This is a genomic window from Siminovitchia sp. FSL W7-1587 (assembly GCF_037963795.1).
GTDB classification, from domain to species: Bacteria; Bacillota; Bacilli; order Bacillales; family Bacillaceae_C; genus Siminovitchia; species Siminovitchia thermophila.
The window spans coordinates 593,423-614,344 of sequence record NZ_CP150169.1 but is presented as its reverse complement, the minus strand read 5'-3'; the positions used below and the strand labels follow the sequence as shown (position 1 = coordinate 614,344).

The following is a 20,922-nucleotide window of genomic DNA, read 5'->3' as shown; positions in this document are numbered from 1 at the left end:
AGGAGGTTTGACTGATGTTTGATACGACACATGCCCATATTACAACATGGGTGATCGCACTTATTCTTTTTGTTGTTGCCGTGGCTTTATCTAACGCCGGCAACGAAAAAGGCAAGAAAATTGTCCAAATGATCCTTAGGATTTTTTACTTGCTCATTCTCATGACTGGAATATTATTATTTTGGAAACACCAAGGCTACAACCCGGCTTTATACGGAATGAAATTTCTTGGCGGCGTCATTGTGATTGCGATGATGGAAATGATACTTGTACGTATGTCAAAAGGAAAAGGGACAGGATTATTTTGGGGTGTCTTGATCATTGCCTTTATTGTAACGTTTATTCTGGGGATAAAATTACCGCTTGGATGGAATTGGCTGGCATAGAACTTGGGAAAAAACCGCTGCATATCGGCGGTTTTTTTTAATTCTTGAAAAGGTGAACAATTAGTAGTGACATAGCAGGACAAAATTTATTAGAATAGTAATAACAAGGATATAGTCAAAAAATGTCGTAAAATAAAACGGTGGTGACTAGCGGGTTGAAAACGACATATGCCTATCTTTACAAGAATGAAAATGAATTGAAGGAATTCATACAAGCACATTATCACGAATTTTCCAACAACCTTCTAATCCAAGCGAATCTTGTTAATTGGCCAATTGAAAAAATTGATCGATTGCGGCGTTTATTTTCCACTCTTTTACCCCGTGCAGTGATGATTGGGAGCAATTCTTCTGGCTGTTTATTTGACGGTATGAATGAGCAATCCAGGCTATTTTTTACACATTTTAAAGACATAAACATAACATCTTCTCTATTTAAACTTTCCGATAATGATTCCATAAATGACTTTGTAAAAGGTCTTACATTTGACAGGCCAAAAGCGGCCATGGTGATGGCGAATAAATGGACCGGGATGCTTGAAGAGTGCCTGGGCCTGTTTGAACATCACCTGCCGGAAATCGCCATTGCCGGCGGAATATCTGGAAGCGGCACCATTATTTTTACAGAAACGATGATCGCCGAAGAAGGAATTGCAGCCGTCACTTTCAGCGGGCAAAACTCGGCAGTCCATATCGCTGTGAAGAAAAGGGTGGTGGAGCCGAATGTATCAGGTGATGCAAAAGATTTTTCACAAGAAACAGACAGCCCAATTCCAACTAAGCCGCTAAACATGCAGTTGGGAAAAAAGACTGCTACAAAGCTGCTGCCAGCCAAACATTACACGACAAGAAAAGGTAGAACGGCCGTTTATGATGATACCAATTTCGTTATTGGTTTCGTCAGTCAATTGCAAGGGTTGTCAAAGCTTCATAGGGCAAATACTGGACAGTTCCCGTGCTTGCAAAAAATTGTGAAGCATCCCGGCAAATCCGCAAGATGGCATCATGAAAAGGACGTATTTTTATATATTTCAAAGCGGGCTGGCGCCAAGATGAGGGAATGCTTGGAGCAATCGCCAGAAGAGGCTTCGCAGTATGATCAAGAAGAGCGGTACCACTTGATTCATTCAAAGGAATTTTGTGATTCCATCATACAGAACCACCCGGATATCATTTTTACAACAGATTTACATGGTCATTTTCATATGGTGAATCCAGCTTTTACAAAGCTATTTGGCAAAGAGACAGCAGACCTGGCAGGGAAAAGCTGGCTGGAATTTCTTAATCCTAAGAAAGGAGAGAGACTGAAAAAGAATGTTGAGATCGCCAAAACGGGACAGGCAGTTCAATTAGAATTGGAACTTTTATGGGGAAAGAAATTAAAAACGTTTGACTTGCACGTCTTCCCTATTTTCGTAGATGGTGAATGTGTGGAAATATTGTTTTTGGGCCGTAATATGACGGAACTGCGGCAAATGGAAAAAAAGCTTGAACAAATGGCGTACTATGATGAGAAAACAGGGCTGCCGAACCAAAAAAAGTTGGAACAAATTTTGAACCAATGGATTAAAAAAGCCGAAAGGGGAAAACAGTCATTTCCGATCTTGTTTATCAAGCTGGATCGCATAAAAACCATTAATGATGCGTTTGGACATCATATCGGTGACAAAGCGCGGATACAATTGGCCTCCAGAATCCAATCTTTACTGCCAAGCGGCTCTTTTTTGGGGAGGTTTTCGACTGATACATTTACCGTTTTGCTTGGAGGGGAAACGGATTCAACCACGGTGATGTCCATTAGCCAACGTATTTTACAAACCATTCAAGAACCATTACTTTTTGAAAATCAAGAATTTTATATCGCTTCAAGCATTGGGATAAGTGTGTATCCTTTTGATGGGCAGGAATATGCAAGCTTAATGAAAAATGCGGACGTGGCACTAAGCCGGACTGATACTGTAACAAATAAAAATGTTGTTTTTTATTTAAATGAAATGAATAAGGAAATGATTGAGCGGGTGGAGCTGGAAAGAAGCTTGCGCAAAGGGATCGAAAACAATGAATTTTTCCTGGCTTATCAGCCAATCATAAACCCGGTGACCAATGAAATTGTCGCTTGTGAAGCGCTGCTTAGGTGGGAACATCCCGAATGGGGAATTGTGTCGCCGAAGAAGTTTATTCCAATTGCTGAAGAAACAGGGATGATTCATACGCTGGGCAAGTGGATTTTAAAAACCGCCTGTTTGCAGGTGAAAGATTGGCAAAGAGACGGTTTTGAACATATTAGTGTATCTGTCAATGTGTCAGCCCATCAGCTGCAAAACAACCGATTTATCGACAATATTAAACAGGCATTGGACGAATCAGCACTTGACCCCCGGTATCTCCATTTGGAATTGACTGAAAGTGTAATGATTGACCGATCATTAACGACCGTTGAAATGTTGCGTGAATTGATGGAAATGGGCATTCATATTTCGATAGATGATTTTGGGACGGGTTACTCATCTCTTAGTTATTTAAAACATTTTCCAATTCATACGTTGAAAATTGATCGTTCTTTTATCCAGAATCTCAATAAGCAATCTCCGGATCTTGCCATTGTTCACGCCATTTTGACAATGGGACATGGGCTTGGGTTGAGAATTGTTGCGGAAGGAATCGAAACGACTGAACAACTGCATATGTTAACGAGTCTCGGTTGTGATTTCGTTCAGGGATATTTGATAGAAAAGCCGTTGGAAGCAAGGCGTTTTACACACTGGCTGGAAAGGAAGCGGAAAAACTCGAATATTTGAACGCCCCGGTGCCAACTGCCGGGGCTTTTGATTTGACATCAAGCCCCCGCCACATAGTTGTAATAATTATAAAATTGACGAAGGGCTATAAAAAGAGATAATCTTAAGGCGGAGTAGTTTTAGGGAGGTAACGGAAGTGGGTAAAAAAATATTGGCATTCCTGCTTGTTCCGTTTTTGCTTTTTTACGCTTTTCCAGCAAGTGCCGACAAAAAAGAAGAACGGGTATGGGAAGAGGAAATTGTCTATTCACTCATGATCGACAAATTTAACAACGGAGACCCCGCAAATGATAGGGTTCATGAAGCGGATGAAGCCGGTTTTGAAGGCGGGGATTTCAAAGGGATTACCGCAAAGCTTGATTATTTACAAGAGATGGGATTCACAACCATTTTGCTGTCGCCTGTTTTTCAAAATGATTCAGGTGGTTTCCATGGTGAAGCGGTAACAGATTTTTACAAAACAGAAGAACATTTTGGCTCTACTGAGGATTTGAAAAAACTCGTTGAAGAAGCCCATAGGCGGAAGATGAAAGTCATGCTTGAATTTCCGGTTGATCGGGTGGCAGAAGCTCACCCTTGGAATTCAAACCCCGAGACGAAAGATTGGATTAAAGCAGGTGCCGATAACGGCGGGAGCGAATGGAATAAGGGGCTTCCAGTGATTAATTTGGAAAATGAGGAAGTAAGGGCCTACTTGATCGAGGCGGCCAAATGGTGGATGGATGAAACACAGGTAGATGGATTCAGCCTTCAATATTTGGATAATGTTCCGTCAGATTTTATAAAAGCATTTACATCTGAAGTGAAGTCTTTCAAAAAAGGGTCCTATCTGATTGGCGCAGTTAATGAAGGAAGTCGGAAAGAACTGGCCGAATTGGAGGCAGCCGGGCTTGATGGGATAAAAGATATCCAGTTGAACAAGCCGATGAGGGACGCTTTTTCCAAAATAGATGCTTCCTCCTCTGCGTTATTGGATAATTGGAAAGAAAATGTAAGCGCCTATGATCAACCAAGCTTATTTCCGGCTTATTTGGATGACAAAAATACCGTGAGATATACGCGGGATATGGTGGATCAAAAGCAATTCCCCGGTTCCCGATGGAAGCTCGCGCTGTTTTATTTGTATACTCAGCCACAAGTCCCCATTGTTTTCTACGGTTCGGAAATCGCAGTAAATGGCGGGGGGCCGCCCGATAATGTTCCGTTGATGAGTTTTTGGGCAAAAGAAGAGCTGATTGAATTCATTGGAAGATTGGCGGAGATTCGCAGTCAGCATCCGGCACTCACCCATGGGACAATGGAGCTTTTATATGAAAAAGATGGAATGCTCGTGTTTAAAAGAGAGTATCAGGATGATACAATCGTTGTGGCCATCAATAATACGAGTGAGGACCAAACGGCTGTCATTCAAGCGGCTGATTTGCAGGATGGAAAAGAGTTGCGCGGATTATATGGTACGGATATGGTTCGAAGTGAAAACGGCGAATATAAGATCATTGTGGACAGAGAGATGACGGAAATCTATGATCTGGTTGACAAAAGCAGTTACAATATACCGTTTATCATCGCGCTATTTGCTGTATTTGGTTTCTTTATCGTGTTTATGTATGCTGCATGGAAAAGAGGAAAAAAACACAATATGCGGCCATGACCATTATAAACAAGGCTCCCGAAAAGGTTGTTCGGCAGCCTTGTTTTTTTATTGTTAAAGTGAAAGAAGCATAAATGAAACGAAATGTGGATTCGCGTGCTGAGAAAAAAGCACTCGTTGCCATTGGACACCGAGTGCTTACCATTGTCTATATTGACCTCCTCCGAAATTCAGCCTGAATCGCGTTCAACCCGAATGGGAAGAGCTTTCCTAGCGATAATTGATAAATTGAACGTCGATTGGCAAATCCGCGGAGCGGATGGCGCTGATGATTTGTTGCAGGTCATCGCGATTTTTTCCTGTTACACGGATTTGGTCATCTTGTATTTGGCTTTTTACTTTTAATTTGCTGTTTTTAATAATGGTATTGATTTTTTTGGCATTGTCTTGATCAATGCCTTGGATAAGCTTGGCACGCTGCCGGACTGTGCCGCCTGCCGCATTTTCGGTTTTCCCGTAGTCAATGTTTTTAATCGGCACTTCCCGTTTGATCAGTTTTCCATGGAGTACGTCTTTCACTTGAGATAATTTAAATTCGTCGTCCGATACGAGTACCAACTCATTGTTCTCCAAACGAATGTCGCTTTTGCTCCCTTTGAAATCATAACGATTTTTAATTTCTTTCATCGCGATATTGATCGCATTGGAAACTTCGGACATATCGATTTTGGAGACAATATCAAATGAATGCTCTTTAGCCATTTTATACCTCCTCCATTGATGGTTTTTTATTGAGAAAAAAGACAGCAAGTGTTCCTGGCCCGGCATGAGATGCGACGACAGAGCCGATCAAGTTAATGTAAAACTTTTTTGCCCCAAACCGTTCTTCAATAATTTGTTTGACTTCAAGCGCGGTTGCTTCATCATCTCCGTGACTGATGCCAATCAATTGGTTTTCCAAATCAACGCCTCGCTCCTCCATTACATCAAGCATTCGCTTCAGCAGTTTTTTCTTACCGCGAATTTTTTCAAGAGGGACGAGCTTTCCATCTTCCACATGCAGGAGGGGTTTGATATTTAAGAGCCCGCCAATAAACGCGGAAGAGCGGGATAATCGTCCGCCTTTGGCCAGGAAGTCCAGATCCTCGACCGTAAACAAGTGTTCAATATGCTGGCATTGTTCCTTCACAATTTCTACAATGACGTCTTTTGGCTTTCCTTTTTTTATAAGATCCACCGCAGTCATGACCGCCATGCCGTATCCGACAGATACGCATCTGGAATCAATGATTGTTAAATCAAGGTTCGGATATTTTTCTTTTACTTGTTCGCACATCATGACAGCCGTTTGATATGTGCCGGAAAGTTCCGAGGAAAGTGCGATGTAAATGCCGCTCTCTCCCGACTCCGCAAGCTCGATAAACAAATTCTCAATAAATTGCGGGGTAGCTTGGGATGTTTTTGGCATTTTCCCAGCCCTGATTTCGTTGTATACCGTTTCCGGCTGTATGGTGATCAAATCTTTAAATTCCTTGTCATCAATATGTACTTGCAAGGAAATAAGTTCAACGCCATGTTCTTTAAAAAAAGCAAGCGGCAGGTCGCATGAACTGTCCGCAAATAGTTTCGTAGACATAAAATAACACCCTTCGTGAAATAGTAATAATATGCATTCCGCTGTTTTTAGTGTATATGCTTTCATAAGAAAGCTCAACAATTGTTTTTAAGGGTGAAAACATGAAAACTGTTTCGGTGTGGGAAATGATAAAAAAAATAAGCATCATTACATTCGGGGCTCTCTTAGGAGCATTGGCGTTAAACTTTTTTCTGATTCCGGCAAATGTGTATGCAAGCGGTTTTGCCGGGGCTTCCCAACTATTGTCCAGAATTTTGGCCGACTTTGCATCAATCCAGGTATCGACTGGCATCCTCTTGCTGCTTTTCAATATACCCGTCGCCATCCTGGGCTGGTTAAAAGTCGGCCGTTCATTCACTTTATACAGTTTTCTTTCAGTGGTGTTGACAACCGTATTTTTGGAGTTCATTCCCGTTCAGGAAAGAGCCGAAGATGTGATGCTATATGCCGTTTTTGGCGGTGTCATTGCGGCAATCGGAATCGGAATCACATTAAAGGTCGGCGCTTCAACAGGGGGGCTCGATATCATTTCCATGGTGTTGTCGCGGATGAGCGACAAATCGGTTGGAACGTATTTTTTTATCTTAAACGCCATCATCATTTTGACAGCCGGCGCATTATACGGATGGGATAAAGCATTGTACACGCTGCTTTCGGTGTATGTTTCCACAAGGGTTATTGATGCCATTCATACCCGTCATCAAAAGCTGACTGCCATGATTGTCACCAAGAAAGCGCCTGCTTTACAGAAAGCGATTTATTCAAGGCTGGTGCGCGGGATTACGATTGTGCCGGCGAAAGGCGCTTTTTCAAATGAACACAGAGACTTGATGATATCGGTCATCACCCGTTACGAACTATATGAACTCAAAAAAATCATCAAGGAAGTTGATCCTAATGCTTTTACCAATATTGTGGAAACCGCGGGCGTCTTGGGTTTTTTCCGGAGAGATTAGTTATGTGAAAAAAGGGAGCGCTAGCTCCCGTATGATTCAAATACCGCCTAGAGACGACTTTTTCATATACTCAATTTTTTCTTTTTCTGCTTCATCCAAGGTTGCCCGGTAAGGAAATCTTTCGGCATGTTTTTCCACCGACACTTTCCCCTGCTGGGTAAAGCGTTTTGATTTGCTGTTTTTAGCCACTAAACCGCACCACCATTCGAACAGGATGTGAACACAAAGCGTGTTCAAGCTTTATTGTTTGCGAATCGTTGCAAAAAACGCAGGCAATCCATTTGTATGTTTTGGAAAATAACATTCGCTCATGTTAGACTGAAATCAACAACGGGATAACCGAAGGAGTGGTCGCTTGATTGAGATTCATCGGGAAATTTTAGCGGGAATTCCAGCATTGCATGCCGTAAAGTCCGACAATATGAACAAAAAACTACCGCTTATTTTTTTCGTTCATGGCTTCACATCAGCAAAGGAACATAATTTGCACTTTGCTTATTTATTGGCCGAAAAAGGCTTTCGGGTTATCCTTCCAGATGCCAGACTGCACGGTGAGCGGACAGATGGCCGGCCGGAAAAAGAAATGATGTATGAGTTTTTGGATATTGTGATCCATACGATAGCAGAATTGGATCAGATGAAAAATGCCCTGGCGACAAAAGCGCTGATCAGTGATCACATCGGGGTTATCGGTACATCGATGGGCGGCATGATCACCTTTGGGGCACTCACTCAGTACGACTGGATTAAAGCCGGGGCATCGTTAATGGGAAGCCCAACATTTGAAACATTTGTCAGGGGACAGATTGAGGCATTGAAACGAGAAGGAATTGACCTCCCCCACACCGATAATGAATTGGAAGAAATGTATCAAACGGTAAAAAAGTATGATGTCAGCGTGCAGCCCGAAACGCTGAATGACAGGCCGCTGTTCATTTGGCACGGGAAACAAGATGTTGTTGTGCCGTTTGGCCCTACATATGATTTTTATTTGACAGTCCGGGATAAATATAAGAAATATCCCGAACGGTTACAGTTTTTAGCGGATGAGCGGGCCGGTCATAAAGTCACCCGGGAAGCATTTTTAAAAACGGTGGAATGGTTCACAACATATTTACAATCATAAGGCTTTTCCGTGTGAAATTGGCTTCATTTTGGTATGATAAGAATAGAATCCTGATTTCTTGAAAGGAGTGGGGACCGATGGATGAAGCGTTGAAAGAAAATATTTACGGTGCCTTGGAACAAGTAATAGACCCCGAACTTGGAATAGATATTGTCAATCTCGGACTCGTGTACGATGTCGATTTGGACGAAAATGGTACCGCCAAAATTACCATGACCCTCACATCTATGGGGTGTCCGTTGGCACCAGTTATCGTAGACCAGGTTAATGCGGCTCTTGCCGATATACCGGAAGTGAAACAGACAGAAGTCGATATTGTCTGGAATCCTCCATGGACAAAAGACAAAATGTCACGGTACGCAAAAATTGCACTTGGCGTAACCTGATATTTGACACACAGCGTTTATAGAGCGGAGCACCTGTAAAGAGGCGGCTTCGCTCTTTATTGTCATCACCTTATCAAGTGTGGAGGGGGTTAAAAATGGACCTAAGCAAAATGACTCATACGATGCAGGAAGCTTTTGCAAAAGCTCAGCAAATTGCTGTTTCTCATCACCATCCGGAAATGGATATTGTTCACCTTTGGAAAGCGCTCCTTGAAAAAAGCGATAGCTTGCTGACTTCCTTGTATGAACGGCTGGGGCTGGCAAAAGAAGCAATGATTGGCCAGATCGACCAATTGCTCGATCAAATACCTGAAGTATATGGACAAGGTGTTCAAGGCGGGCAATACTTAAGCAGCGCTCTTGGGGAACTTATCCGAAAAGCGGAGGAACAAAGAGTCGCCTTTAAAGATGCTTACTTATCGGTAGAACATGTTGCATTAGCCCTTTTAGATATGGAACATCACGACATTACCCGTTATATTACGAAACAAGGCATAACGAGGGATGTTTTATTGAAAGTAATTACAGAAATAAGGGGAGGACATCGTGTGGAAAACCAAAATCCTGAAGCCGGATATGAAGCATTAAAAAAATATGGAAGGGACTTGGTGAAAGAGGCAAAGTCGGGCAGGCTGGACCCTGTCATTGGCCGGGATCAGGAGATTCGCAATGTCATCCGAATCCTGTCCAGAAAAACGAAAAACAACCCTGTCTTGATCGGCGAGCCCGGCGTCGGGAAAACAGCGATAGTCGAAGGACTTGCCCAACGGATCGTCAGACGGGATGTTCCCGAAGGGTTGAAAGATAAGACGATTTTTGCTCTTGACATGGGTTCATTAATTGCCGGCGCCAAGTTTCGGGGAGAATTTGAAGAAAGGCTGAAAGCGGTACTTCAAGAGGTGAAAAAAAGCGAGGGCAAGATCCTGCTCTTTATAGATGAAATTCATACAATTGTCGGCGCAGGCAAAGCGGAAGGCGCGATGGATGCCGGAAACATGCTCAAACCGATGCTTGCCAGAGGCGAGCTTCATTGTATTGGCGCCACGACTCTCGATGAATACCGGCTCTATATTGAAAAAGACGCCGCACTGGAACGCCGCTTTCAAAAAGTGCTCGTTCCCGAACCTACGGTGGAAGACACGATCTCCATATTGCGCGGACTGAAAGAGCGGTTTGAAATACATCACGGGGTTAATATTCATGATCGTGCCATCGTGGCCGCCGCCACCTTATCGGACCGCTATATCACGGACCGCTTCCTGCCTGATAAAGCGATTGACACGATTGATGAGGCTTGCGCCAACATCCGGGTTGAAATTGATTCGATGCCAAGTGAACTTGATGAGATTACAAGACGTGTCATGCAATTGGAAATTGAAGAAGCGGCTCTTGTGAAAGAAGATGATGAAGCAAGCAAAGAGAGATTGGATTTATTGAGACAAGAATTGGCCGATTTAAAAGAAACAGCCAAGGAAATGAAGGCAAAATGGGAGAAGGAAAAAGACGAGATTTCCGTCATTCGTGAAAAACGGGAGCAGCTGGAAAAACTGCGCAGGGAGCTCGAAGATGCTGAAAATGAATATAATTTGAATCGAGCTGCGGAACTGCGGCATGGAAAAATTCCGGCTCTTGAAAAAGAGTTAAAACAAATGGAAAGAACTCTCGAAAGAAAAGAGGCGGAAGAATCTCGGCTCGTAAAAGAAGAAGTCACCGAAGATGAAATTGCTGAAATTATTTCCCGGTGGACCGGAATCCCGATCACCAAGCTGGTGGAAGGCGAAAGGGAAAAACTATTGCGCCTGGAATCCATTTTGCACAAGCGGGTCATCGGCCAAAATGAAGCGGTCGCGCTCGTCAGCAATGCCGTCATTCGCGCTCGCGCCGGAATTAAAGATCCCAATCGTCCAATTGGTTCATTTATCTTTTTAGGCCCTACAGGTGTCGGGAAAACAGAGTTGGCGAAAGCGTTGGCGGAAACGTTATTCGACAGTGAAGAACAAATGATCCGAATCGATATGTCCGAGTACATGGAAAAACATGCTGTATCCAGGTTGATCGGCGCGCCGCCGGGTTATGTTGGTTATGAAGAAGGAGGTCAGCTGACAGAAGCGGTTCGGAGAAAGCCGTATTCGGTCGTTTTGCTGGATGAAATTGAGAAAGCCCACCCGGAAGTGTTTCATATTTTGCTTCAAGTGTTGGATGATGGAAGAATCACCGATTCTCAAGGCAGGAAAGTCGATTTTAAAAACACCGTCATTATTATGACATCCAATATAGGATCGGCGTTTTTGCTGGAAAGGGAGCAACATGAAGACCACATTGATGAACAGACAAAAGAACGCGTACTCAGTCAGCTCAAAGCGTCTTTCAGACCGGAATTTTTAAACAGGGTGGATGAAATTATTCTGTTTAAGCCTTTAAACTTGGAAAACATAAAAGGAATCGTTGAAAAATTGACGGAAGAACTCAAAGAAAGGTTACGGCACCAACATATACAGATGAACATGACAGAGGAAGCCAAAAGCTTTATAGCCCGTGAAGCGTTTGACCCTGTGTATGGCGCGCGTCCACTCAGAAGATATCTGCAAAGCAATGTGGAGACGAAGATCGCCAAAGAAATCATTGCCGGCCATGTACATCCTTTCGACTCGCTCCTCGTTGAATTAAAAGACGGCGAGCTGGCGGTAACAGTTCAGAGATCATAAACAAAGAAAAAATAACTCGCCAATGTTTCGGCGAGTTATTTTTCTTCCACCGGCTGTGGTAAAATAGCCGATGCAATGAAGATTAAGATAGAGACTGCAGCAGACAACATAGAGGCCGTTTTAAAATCATAAGTGGATCCGATCATAGATCCGCCAACGTACATGACCATATTGACAAGCAAAAATGTCCAAAAAATTGTAACGATATATCTCAAACTCTTCACCCCATTTCAAACCCACATAAAAAATCCACGATATATTTACCCCAATAGTATAACATAAATCAATCAAATGGTACAAACATTCGCTGTCGGCATTTCCACATCTGGTGGTAAGTCCTTGTCACTTTGGCATATGTATGAAGTAGGAAAAAGAGAAGGGAGTTTTCATGTATGAGACATGCCGTAGTTTATGGAGCGCGCCAGCCATTTGGATTTGAATTATGTTCGCAACTGCTTGAAAAAGGATATGTTGTGCATGCCGTTGACCATCAACATTGGATGAGGGAGGAGGATGAAGAAAAATGGCTCTTTATTGGCCGCAATGCCAATTTGGTCTATCATGAGATCGCAAGGGAAGAAGACCAAGCCAAACTTCCATTTCAACCTTCCAAAAATTGTCTCATATTTATTCCTATTATTGATTATGTCATGCGCCATGTTTCACATGTAGCTGATCAGCTTGTTCGGCAATTAACGTTTTTGTCCCATATGGAAATGTTGGAAGAAGCATTCGTGTTTTTCATTTATCCTCCTGCTTCACGTTTGCATCAGGCTCCCTTTTTCAAAAATCTCGATAGCATTTACTCAAACTTTCAAACGAATCAAGTTTCTGTTAACGACTTTTTCCTGTCTATAGAGATAGAAAAAGAGTCAGTCATAACCAAGGAAGAGTGCAAGCGTGAAGTGGAGAACGTGCTTTCCAGATCTGAAGAAAAGCTTGTTGGCAACTAGGAATAACGGCATTAAAAAACAGAGAATGGCTTGGAAGGCCCTGACAAGTTTCGAAACATCGGCGTGCTCTATAATGAGGGTGACAATGAAGAAGACAGGTGGTATAATTAGCACCAAGTCTTAATAGAAGATATCATAATAAATTCATTATGTTTGTAAGGGAAAGAAGGGAATTACCTATGAATGCAGGTATTATTGGCGTAGGAAAATACATGCCCGACCGGGTTGTGACCAATAAAGAGCTGGAAACGATGATGGATACGTCCGATGAATGGATTCGGACGCGAACGGGGATTGAGGAACGAAGAATTGCCCCTGACGACATTGATACATCGGACATGGCTTATGAAGCAGCCAAAAAAGCCATGGATCATGCCGGAGTGCAACCGGAAAATATTGATATGATTCTTGTTGCGACGGTGACTCCTGACCGCCCGTTCCCTTCGGTTGCGTGTATGCTGCAGGCGAGGCTGGGCTGCGTCAACGCATCCGCAATGGATGTCAGCGCGGCGTGCGCTGGTTTTATGTATGCCGTAGCAACAGCGAAACAATTTATAGAAAATGAAGCCTGCAAGAACATTTTAGTTGTAGGTGTTGAAAAACTGTCAAAAATCACCGACTGGACTGACAGGAACACGGCTGTCCTTTTTGGGGACGGAGCCGGAGCGGTCGTAGTGGGGCCCGTATCCGAGGGCCGGGGTATTTTGGCATTTGACCTTGGCGCAGACGGAACAGGCGGCCAACATTTATACCAAGATCAATATATCGTGATGAACGGAAGAGAAGTATTCAAATTTGCTGTCAGGCAAATGGGGGAATCTTCTGTCAAAGTTCTCGAAAAAGCCGGCTTAACCAAAAATGATGTTGATTTCTTGATCCCTCATCAGGCCAACATTCGCATAATGGAAGCGGCCAGGCAGCGCCTTGAGCTCCCTGAAGAAAAAATGTCCAAAATGATTCATAAATACGGCAACACATCCTCTGCTTCCATCCCAATGGTGATTGCCGATGAAGTGGAAGCCGGAAAAATAAAGGATGATGATGTTATCGTTTTAGTCGGTTTTGGCGGAGGTCTCACATGGGGGGCCATTGCTTTAAGATGGGGCCGCTAGGCGCTTAATATCTTCTTGAAATAACATAAAGGAGATGATGCAAAAGATGAAGAAAAGAGTAGTTGTAACCGGAATCGGCTCCATATCGCCGGTTGGGAACGATGTAGAAACAGCATGGGGAAATATTGTGGCTGGAAAATCAGGGATTGGGCCCCTTACACGATTAAATCCGGACGATTTTTCTGTGAAAGTAGCTGCAGAAGTAACAGACTTTGATATAGAAAAGTTTATTGAGATAAAAGATGCCCGGAAAATGGATCGTTTTACCCATTTTGCGTTGGCATCAGCATTGATGGCTGTTAAAGATGCGGGGCTGGTCATCGACGACAACAATGCGCACCGGATCGGTGTATGGATTGGTTCCGGCATCGGGGGAATGGAGACATTTGAAAAGCAATATGAGATTTTTCAAAAGAGAGGCTACCGCCGGGTCAGTCCGTTCTTTGTCCCAATGATGATTCCGGATATGGCGACAGGCCAAGTGTCGATTTTCCTCGGAGCCAAGGGCGTCAATTCCTGTACGGTGACAGCATGCGCAACAGGGACGAATTCCATCGGGGACGCTTTTAAAGTGATTCAGCGCGGTGATGCCGATGCCATGATTGCCGGCGGGACAGAAGCGCCGATCACTCAAATGTCGGTAGCCGGTTTTTGTGCCAATAAGGCATTATCGACAAATCCTGATCCGAACACGGCAAGCAGACCGTTTGACTTAAATCGCGACGGTTTCGTCATCGGTGAAGGGGCCGGTGTATTGATTCTGGAAGAGCTGGATCATGCGCTTAACCGCGGAGCGGATATATATGCAGAAATCGTCGGATATGGCTCCACGGGAGATGCCTATCATATTACAGCGCCGGCTCCCGGTGGTGAAGGCGGCGCGAGAGCGATGAAATTGGCTCTGGAGGATGCGGGTATGAAGCCGGAAGACATTGACTATATTAATGCCCATGGGACAAGCACGCCTTATAATGATGAGTTTGAAACGAACGCAGTCAAGCAAGTGTTTGGCGAACATGCTTATAAATTAGGGATTAGCTCCACAAAATCCATGACAGGCCATCTGCTTGGGGCAGCAGGGGGAGTTGAGGCCATTTATTCTGTTTTGGCTATTAAAGACGGCATCATGCCGCCGACGATCAACTATGAGACACCTGATCCAAAATGCGATCTCGACTATGTGGTCAACGAAGCCCGTAAGCGGGACTTGAAAGGGGTTCTGAGCAACTCTCTCGGGTTCGGCGGACATAATGCTACAATCGCCTTTAAAAAATATGAGTAAGTACAAAAGATATAGCCAGAGCAATCGGGCTATATCTTTTTTGTTTTACTTCGTATTTGGAACGCTGTCACCTTTTTTCTAGGCTTTCGTACAATATCGAAGGGGAGGAGACGGCATATGGGAGTTATTGAAACGAATGATTGGCTTGAGCAGCATTTTTTCAATCCAGAGCATGTTTGCGGCATGGCTTATTCTGAGGATAAAGAAGGCGGCCGTTTTTACCACTATTTGCGCCGATTCGGAATGTACGAACCGTCCAGGGCTACATTTGGCTTTTTTGAAGAGCTGAAAAGGCAAAACGCATGGGAAAAAATCGGTAACATTTATCAAAAATACTATAATAAGTGGAAACAGCATAAGATTGATATTTATATTTTTCCGATTAATCCAACCCGACAATTTCTCGAAGGTTTAAAAGGACGTTCGGGTGCGGCGTTTCCCAAAAAGTTGTTTTTGTTTTTATCGCCGACGGAAGATGAAAAAAATTGGGAATCCTTGTTCGTGCATGAGTATCATCACGCAACGAGGATGCATCATTATAAAAAAGATGTAGATCATTACCATTTGCTTGATTCACTTGTATTTGAAGGGCTTGCCGAGCAGGCCGTCCAAAAATATTGCGGAAAAGAATATCAATCTGAATGGGTAAAACAATATAATCCTGATATGCTCCGGGTATTTTGGGAGAGGCATTATCAACCAAATCTTGAACGGAAGAAAAATCATCCCCTTCATGATCAACTCTTATTTGGCAGTGGGCCAGTTCCTCCGATGATGGGTTATGCGATTGGAGCTGATTTGGTCAAAGGGTATAAAGGGCGCAGGCCGCTCACAGTCCAGTACTCTTTTCAAATTCCTTCAGAGGAGATACTAGCAAATAATTCCCGATACAACCCGCCATCTTAGGCGCTTTTTTTTTGGGGAAAATGTATAGAACAGGCATGGCCGAATATAATGAAGCAAAGAAAATTGTATGATAAACACTCCGGGGGAATTGATATGCTCTTCAGAACATTCCTTTATCTGGCAGGATTCGGATTTGCGGTTGCGGGAGGGTTCAACATTATCGCCTATTTCAATTTGTTGGTAATGGGCGCCAGTTTTGCAGAATATATTCTTTTTATTTTAAAAAGACCTGAATGCTATTTGTTTGTCGTTGGCGTCATGATGATCTCACTTGCCGTGTTTGGGTTTCAGACGGGCGAATAGTCCCTCGTTAGAACTGGATATATAGGAATAAATTGACTAAAGCCTGCCCATACTGAAAAACAAATAGTGATGAAGTGAGGGGTTAAGATGCTTTATCTTCATGATGTATGGGTTAATTGGTTTGAAGGAGAAGAAAATGGGTATAATGTATGCCATTTTCACGAGTGGAGAAGAGGAGAAGACGTGATTGAACTGTTAGATCAAGTTCCGCTGTTATATATCGATTCTCTCCTTTTCAACCATATAGAAAATGATATGGCCGATTTGCCCGAGGCATTGTTGAATGAAATTTATAAAAAGGCCTATTTGAGAAAGAATCATGAACGAATTGTGTTGGACTATTGTTTTGTTGTAACAGATGGACAAGGAATTCTTGCTGTAGATACGGTCGGATACTCGATACCGCTGCGAAAAAGCAGGCTCATTCCCCGTCAGGAGCAGTTGGTGTATGAGATGATCGCCAATAATCAGCCCGAAACGTTTACATTTGAGCCGCTAACCAAAAAGAAAGAGTACCATATACTATCGCCGGACCCAATATTAATGCGCGGTTTGACAAGAAAAGAAAGACAGTTGAAACAGTTGCTGTTTATGGCGCTGGACCAGCTTTACTCGTCAAAAAATACGGCAGAAGTAAGATATTGGTATACAGAATGGTGTCCTCATCTGTACTCTGAAATTCAGGAGATGGATTTTGAAAAGGTGTGGAACGACCTTTATGAGGCAACAAAAGAAGGATGGTCGGAAAAACATCAATTATTGTGTGAAAATATGATTAAAGGCCAGCCATTCTTTGAAAAGCTTTGGGAGATGGAATGTGATTCAAAAGTAAATTGAAGCCCAAAGCCGCGAAAAAGAACAGTCTGGGACATAAGGAAATACGAAAGAAGCTCGATGATCCTAATTTACATTTTTGAATCATCGAGCTTTTTTGTCATGCCTAATTTTTACTGAGAAAATGGATGGAATTCATCAATAACAGTATTGACTTTATATAGTTAGCCTCTTTATGCTTAAAGTTTTAAGCTAATGCATACTAGGACCTTTTTCTGCCGAGCCCCATCGCATTTTCCATCTTCTTTAACATACGGTTGGCTTTTGCCCGCGCTTTTTCAGCTCCTTCATCCAAGATGTCATCGAGTTCCTTGGAATCAACCAATTCGCGGTATCTTTCCTGAATGGGCGTTAATGCCTGGAGGACGACCTCAGCCAAATCCGCTTTAAATTCCCCGTAGCCTTTGCCGGCATATTGGTTCTCAAGCTCTTCAACTGTTTTATTCCCCAAAATTGAATAAATGGCAAGCAGGTTCGAAACACCGGGTTTATTTTCGCGATCAAATTTTACCAAGCCATCAGAATCTGTAACGGCGCTTTTAATTTTCTTTTCAATTTGTTTCGGCTCGTCCAACAACGTGATAAAGGCTTTTTTATTTTGATCCGACTTGCTCATTTTTTTCGTTGGCTCCTGCAAGGACATAATTCTGGCCCCAACCTTTGGAATGCGCACGTCCGGAATCGTAAAAATGTCGTTGTATCTTCGGTTAAATCTTTCCGCAAGGTCGCGGGTTAATTCGAGATGCTGTTTTTGGTCTTCTCCAACAGGAACAAGGTGAGTGCCGTAAAGCAGAATATCGGCAGCCATTAAAGGCGGATATGTTAACAATCCGGCTGAGACGGCTTCTTTACCCGCTGATTTGTCTTTAAATTGTGTCATTCTTTCCAACTCGCCGATATATGCGATACATTGCAGCATCCAGCTTGCCTGCGCATGAGCGGGTACTTCTGATTGGATAAATAGCGTCGCTTTCTTATGGTCGAGCCCCGCAGCAATGTACAATGCGGCTAGGGAACGGATATTTTTTCTAAGCTCCAGACGGTCTTGCGGCACAGTAATTGCATGTTGGTCTACCACGCAAAAATAACAATCATATTCATGCTGGAGCTCTATAAACTGTTTAATGGCTCCCAGATAGTTGCCAAGCGTAATGACACCGCTGGGCTGAATACCAGAAAAAATCGTTTTCATCTTAAAATCCTCCTGTATACGCGAAAACCATTTTACCCGATCATGGGCGAAATGGTTTTTATAACAACTTTCTTGCGTATTCCATAATAAATGTTATATGTATTCGAAAAAACTTATGTTCTTATTATAACTTTTGGCCTGCTTACAATCAAGCCAACACAAGAACACCCAAAAAGAAAAGGAGGAAAAAAGGATTTCTTTCCATAGAAATTATTGCTAGAATAGGTAATGAATTTACCTTGGATGAAAGGCATCTGGGAAAAGGAGCGAACCATATTGAAAGTCAAAAAGATACTGGCAACGGCGGGGCTGATTGGAATGATTGCGTTACCGGCCCAGCCAGTTTCGGGTAAAGCATCTGATCAAGTACATACAAACCCGCAAAGACAACTGGCTGTTGAGTTGAAAACCGTTCCTGTGGACTCACCCCGCTTTGTGTATGATTCCGGCTTAAAGTTTGAATATCCCGACGCGGTCCGGGGAATTTATGTGACCGGTCATTCAGCAGGAGGAAGCCGTTTTAATGAGCTCGTTAAGTTGATAGAAACGACAGATTTAAACGCCATGGTTATCGACATAAAAGACGATTGGGGAAATGTGACATACAAAGCCGATAAAGATTCACCTTATGCAGGAATCGGCCAAAGTTATATAGAGAATCCAAGAGAAATGCTAAAAACAATGGAGGAGAAACAGATCTACCCCATTGCCAGAATTGTTGTGTTTAAAGATTCTCTGCTTGCGAAAAAAAGTCCCGACCTTTCTTTTCAACAAGGGGGGAAAGTCTGGGTCAACAACCGAAAGGAGGCATTCGTCAACCCGTTTTTAAAAGAAGTATGGGACTATAATGTGGGAATCGCCATAGAGGCGGCAAAGCTCGGATTTAAGGAGATTCAGTTTGACTATGTCCGTTTCCCGGAAGGATTTGAAAAGCGTGATCAACAGCTACAGTACGGGATGGGCGAATATGAAAATATGAAGGAAGACAACGTGCAAAAGCGCGTTCATGCTGTTACCGATTTTGTTGCCTATGCGCGGGAAAAACTAAAGCCATACGGTGCAAAAGTGTCCGTAGATATTTTTGGCTATACCGCAACACTTCCGGAGGCACCTGGAATCGGACAAAACTTCAGTAAAATATCCGAAAATGTAGATGTCATTTCCTCGATGATTTATCCAAGCCACTGGACGTCATACTTTGGAATCGCCAAACCTGATTTAGAGCCTTATAAACTTGTGCATGAATATGCAAAGGTGGAGAATGCAAAGTTATCCAAGTTGGAAAATCCTCCTGTTTCGCGCCCTTGGATTCAAGATTTTACGGCATCTTATTTGGGAAGCGGAAATTATAAAGTGTACGGAAAAGCGGAAGTTGAAGCCCAAATAAAGGCATTGTATGATTCGGGAATCAAAGAATTCCTGCTATGGAATGCGGGTAACACGTATACGAAAAACGTGGATTATACACCGGATCAATAATGTGACAGTTATTTACCCATATAAAATAAATCATTTTTATGTATGGAAATGGGGTGGATGGATAAATTATACAAAGAGAATGTTTAAAAGGTAATCAGAGGTGGTAATAAGAAATACATCCATATGTAACAGTTTAATGAAAAGGAGAGATACAGAGCGAAAAATTGCCAAAATCACCTATTATTTCTGCCGATATTAGTGTATAATACATAATAGAGAGTGTTTATTAAGATTAATTATAATATGGGTCTTTAGACGGGCCTTGCATATACAATTGTGCATTTCAATTTATGAATGGGAGTGTGGATGAACATGGTCACATTATACACCTCACCAAGTTGTACATCATGCCGGAAAGCGAGAACGTGGTTGGAAGAACAAAACATTCCATATGTTGAACGGAATATTTTTTCCGAACCTTTGAGCCTTGAGGAAATCAAGGAAATCTTGCGCATGACCGAAGACGGAACAGACGAGATTATCTCGACACGTTCTAAAGTTTTCCAAAAGCTCAATATAGATTTAGATTCTCTGCCGTTGCAGCAGCTTTACGATATTATTCAAAAAAACCCGGGCCTCCTTCGGCGCCCGATCATTCTTGATGAGAAAAGACTCCAGGTGGGCTACAATGAAGATGAAATTAGACGTTTTCTGCCTCGTAAGGTAAGAACGTATCAGCTTCGCCAAGCTCAGAAAATGGTGAATTAACACTGGTACCATGCAGGCTTACATGACAACACAGACTAACAAATGAACCCGACCTTCATGCGAAAGTATGGAGGTTTTTTTTATAAGGTGAACAGTACCATTTCAGTATGAATATTCGTACGATAAACTGGTGTACGACGATAAGCAACTTCTCCCTCCCATTATCGAAAGCTCGGCTTTTTTCACATGGCCATTTTTATGGGGGAGGAGATTCGGTGCGCTACGATACGTCCATGCTTATTCGAAGAAGTTTTGTTTAGTTTGTCGCAAAGCTACCTGAAGCTTATCTCTAATGGAGCACATGCATGAGACTTTAAAGCAAGCTGCTTGGCTCTTTTGCCGCCGTGCCTTCCCTTTTCTCTGCTCCAATGTGTAAGCCGCTGGCCGCAAGGGAATAAGGGAAGAGAAGGAGTGAAAGTCATCGGACGGCTGATGGTCTGCAAGTTGCTTCCATTTAGATGAATAAATATGCTTGATTTATCTTCATATATTGGTTAAGATAGGCGCAACATCATCTTGGGCGTTGCTAGGCATATGATGATTTATGAAATGGAAACATATTTTGTTTC

General features: G+C 42.9%; 20 protein-coding genes. 15 read left to right on the top strand and 5 right to left on the bottom strand.

Annotated elements, in window-relative coordinates:
- The first annotated feature begins 14 nt into the window (after positions 1–14).
- From NST31_RS02925 to NST31_RS02915, 3 genes are all read left to right on the top strand, one after another.
- Positions 15–386, top strand: coding sequence for a YisL family protein (locus NST31_RS02925; protein WP_077112364.1), 372 nt, complete (start codon positions 15–17; stop codon positions 384–386).
- Positions 387–541: 155 nt separating this feature from the next.
- Positions 542–3,184 (top strand): GGDEF domain-containing phosphodiesterase, encoded by a 2,643-nt coding sequence (locus NST31_RS02920; protein ID WP_077112366.1) that lies wholly within the window; start codon positions 542–544, stop codon positions 3,182–3,184.
- A gap of 136 nt (positions 3,185–3,320) precedes the next feature.
- Positions 3,321–4,835 carry an alpha-amylase family glycosyl hydrolase gene (locus NST31_RS02915; RefSeq protein ID WP_205180299.1) on the top strand — a complete coding sequence of 505 codons (1,515 nt, stop codon included), beginning with the start codon at positions 3,321–3,323 and terminating at the stop codon, positions 4,833–4,835.
- A gap of 210 nt (positions 4,836–5,045) precedes the next feature.
- Here NST31_RS02915 and NST31_RS02910 read toward each other — a convergent pair whose 3' ends face one another.
- Both NST31_RS02910 and NST31_RS02905 read right to left on the bottom strand, forming a co-directional pair.
- On the bottom strand, positions 5,046–5,537 hold the full coding sequence (locus tag NST31_RS02910; RefSeq protein ID WP_339163784.1) for a YajQ family cyclic di-GMP-binding protein: 492 nt from the start codon (positions 5,535–5,537) through the stop codon (positions 5,046–5,048).
- Between the two features lies 1 nt (position 5,538).
- Positions 5,539–6,411: a DegV family protein gene (locus NST31_RS02905; protein ID WP_339163782.1), complete on the bottom strand. Its 873-nt coding sequence runs from the start codon at positions 6,409–6,411 to the stop codon at positions 5,539–5,541.
- A gap of 101 nt (positions 6,412–6,512) precedes the next feature.
- Between NST31_RS02905 and NST31_RS02900 the strand changes: the two genes are divergently transcribed.
- Positions 6,513–7,367 carry a YitT family protein gene (locus NST31_RS02900; protein ID WP_077112374.1) on the top strand — a complete coding sequence of 285 codons (855 nt, stop codon included), beginning with the start codon at positions 6,513–6,515 and terminating at the stop codon, positions 7,365–7,367.
- A gap of 36 nt (positions 7,368–7,403) precedes the next feature.
- Here the strand turns inward: NST31_RS02900 and NST31_RS02895 are convergent, their stop codons facing one another.
- The gene (locus NST31_RS02895) at positions 7,404–7,556 is read right to left on the bottom strand and encodes a competence protein (RefSeq protein ID WP_077112376.1); all 153 of its coding nucleotides are present in this window, start codon (positions 7,554–7,556) and stop codon (positions 7,404–7,406) included.
- Between the two features lie 166 nt (positions 7,557–7,722).
- Between NST31_RS02895 and NST31_RS02890 the strand changes: the two genes are divergently transcribed.
- From NST31_RS02890 to clpB, 3 genes are all read left to right on the top strand, one after another.
- Positions 7,723–8,493 carry an alpha/beta fold hydrolase gene (locus NST31_RS02890; protein ID WP_339163778.1) on the top strand — a complete coding sequence of 257 codons (771 nt, stop codon included), beginning with the start codon at positions 7,723–7,725 and terminating at the stop codon, positions 8,491–8,493.
- A 77-nt stretch (positions 8,494–8,570) separates the two neighbouring features.
- Positions 8,571–8,879, top strand: a complete 309-nt coding sequence (locus NST31_RS02885) for a metal-sulfur cluster assembly factor (protein ID WP_077112380.1) — start codon at positions 8,571–8,573, stop codon at positions 8,877–8,879.
- A 95-nt stretch (positions 8,880–8,974) separates the two neighbouring features.
- Positions 8,975–11,584: an ATP-dependent chaperone ClpB gene (gene clpB, locus NST31_RS02880; RefSeq protein WP_339163774.1), complete on the top strand. Its 2,610-nt coding sequence runs from the start codon at positions 8,975–8,977 to the stop codon at positions 11,582–11,584.
- A gap of 35 nt (positions 11,585–11,619) precedes the next feature.
- On the opposite strand, the gene NST31_RS02875 is transcribed toward clpB, so the two are convergent.
- Positions 11,620–11,808: a YjzD family protein gene (locus tag NST31_RS02875; protein ID WP_321189684.1), complete on the bottom strand. Its 189-nt coding sequence runs from the start codon at positions 11,806–11,808 to the stop codon at positions 11,620–11,622.
- A gap of 168 nt (positions 11,809–11,976) precedes the next feature.
- On the opposite strand from NST31_RS02875, the gene NST31_RS02870 reads away from it, so the two are divergent.
- The 6 genes from NST31_RS02870 to NST31_RS02845 all read left to right on the top strand — a co-directional run bounded on the left by NST31_RS02870 (position 11,977) and on the right by NST31_RS02845 (position 16,977).
- Positions 11,977–12,537 carry a hypothetical protein gene (locus tag NST31_RS02870; RefSeq protein ID WP_077112386.1) on the top strand — a complete coding sequence of 187 codons (561 nt, stop codon included), beginning with the start codon at positions 11,977–11,979 and terminating at the stop codon, positions 12,535–12,537.
- A gap of 179 nt (positions 12,538–12,716) precedes the next feature.
- Positions 12,717–13,649, top strand: coding sequence for a beta-ketoacyl-ACP synthase III (locus NST31_RS02865; RefSeq protein WP_339163772.1), 933 nt, complete (start codon positions 12,717–12,719; stop codon positions 13,647–13,649).
- Between the two features lie 46 nt (positions 13,650–13,695).
- Positions 13,696–14,931 (top strand): beta-ketoacyl-ACP synthase II, encoded by a 1,236-nt coding sequence (gene fabF / locus NST31_RS02860; protein ID WP_077112390.1) that lies wholly within the window; start codon positions 13,696–13,698, stop codon positions 14,929–14,931.
- Between the two features lie 117 nt (positions 14,932–15,048).
- Positions 15,049–15,837, top strand: coding sequence for a DUF2268 domain-containing putative Zn-dependent protease (locus NST31_RS02855; protein ID WP_083717587.1), 789 nt, complete (start codon positions 15,049–15,051; stop codon positions 15,835–15,837).
- A 93-nt stretch (positions 15,838–15,930) separates the two neighbouring features.
- On the top strand, positions 15,931–16,140 hold the full coding sequence (locus tag NST31_RS02850) for a hypothetical protein (protein ID WP_077112427.1): 210 nt from the start codon (positions 15,931–15,933) through the stop codon (positions 16,138–16,140).
- An 87-nt stretch (positions 16,141–16,227) separates the two neighbouring features.
- Positions 16,228–16,977, top strand: coding sequence for a YjbA family protein (locus tag NST31_RS02845; protein WP_339163769.1), 750 nt, complete (start codon positions 16,228–16,230; stop codon positions 16,975–16,977).
- 199 nt (positions 16,978–17,176) lie between these two features.
- Here NST31_RS02845 and trpS read toward each other — a convergent pair whose 3' ends face one another.
- Positions 17,177–18,166: a tryptophan--tRNA ligase gene (trpS, locus tag NST31_RS02840; RefSeq protein WP_339163766.1), complete on the bottom strand. Its 990-nt coding sequence runs from the start codon at positions 18,164–18,166 to the stop codon at positions 17,177–17,179.
- Positions 18,167–18,442: 276 nt separating this feature from the next.
- On the opposite strand from trpS, the gene NST31_RS02835 reads away from it, so the two are divergent.
- Positions 18,443–19,645, top strand: coding sequence for a putative glycoside hydrolase (locus NST31_RS02835; protein ID WP_236017177.1), 1,203 nt, complete (start codon positions 18,443–18,445; stop codon positions 19,643–19,645).
- 312 nt (positions 19,646–19,957) lie between these two features.
- Positions 19,958–20,353, top strand: a complete 396-nt coding sequence (gene spxA, locus NST31_RS02830; protein ID WP_077112395.1) for a transcriptional regulator SpxA — start codon at positions 19,958–19,960, stop codon at positions 20,351–20,353.
- Positions 20,354–20,922 lie beyond the last annotated feature (569 nt).

Excerpts from the sequence above, each read along its gene's own strand:
- NST31_RS02870 (WP_077112386.1), top strand. The coding sequence starts at position 11,977 with ATGAGACATGCCGTAGTTTATGGAGCGCGCCAGCCATTTGGATTTGAA.
- spxA (WP_077112395.1), top strand. The coding sequence starts at position 19,958 with ATGGTCACATTATACACCTCACCAAGTTGTACATCATGCCGGAAAGCG.
- NST31_RS02925 (WP_077112364.1), top strand. The coding sequence starts at position 15 with ATGTTTGATACGACACATGCCCATATTACAACATGGGTGATCGCACTT.
- NST31_RS02905 (WP_339163782.1), bottom strand. The coding sequence starts at position 6,411 with ATGTCTACGAAACTATTTGCGGACAGTTCATGCGACCTGCCGCTTGCT.
- NST31_RS02855 (WP_083717587.1), top strand. The coding sequence starts at position 15,049 with ATGGGAGTTATTGAAACGAATGATTGGCTTGAGCAGCATTTTTTCAAT.
- NST31_RS02850 (WP_077112427.1), top strand. The coding sequence starts at position 15,931 with ATGCTCTTCAGAACATTCCTTTATCTGGCAGGATTCGGATTTGCGGTT.
- fabF (WP_077112390.1), top strand. The coding sequence starts at position 13,696 with ATGAAGAAAAGAGTAGTTGTAACCGGAATCGGCTCCATATCGCCGGTT.
- NST31_RS02845 (WP_339163769.1), top strand. The coding sequence starts at position 16,228 with ATGCTTTATCTTCATGATGTATGGGTTAATTGGTTTGAAGGAGAAGAA.
- NST31_RS02885 (WP_077112380.1), top strand. The coding sequence starts at position 8,571 with ATGGATGAAGCGTTGAAAGAAAATATTTACGGTGCCTTGGAACAAGTA.
- NST31_RS02900 (WP_077112374.1), top strand. The coding sequence starts at position 6,513 with ATGAAAACTGTTTCGGTGTGGGAAATGATAAAAAAAATAAGCATCATT.
- NST31_RS02910 (WP_339163784.1), bottom strand. The coding sequence starts at position 5,537 with ATGGCTAAAGAGCATTCATTTGATATTGTCTCCAAAATCGATATGTCC.
- trpS (WP_339163766.1), bottom strand. The coding sequence starts at position 18,166 with ATGAAAACGATTTTTTCTGGTATTCAGCCCAGCGGTGTCATTACGCTT.
- NST31_RS02865 (WP_339163772.1), top strand. The coding sequence starts at position 12,717 with ATGAATGCAGGTATTATTGGCGTAGGAAAATACATGCCCGACCGGGTT.
- clpB (WP_339163774.1), top strand. The coding sequence starts at position 8,975 with ATGGACCTAAGCAAAATGACTCATACGATGCAGGAAGCTTTTGCAAAA.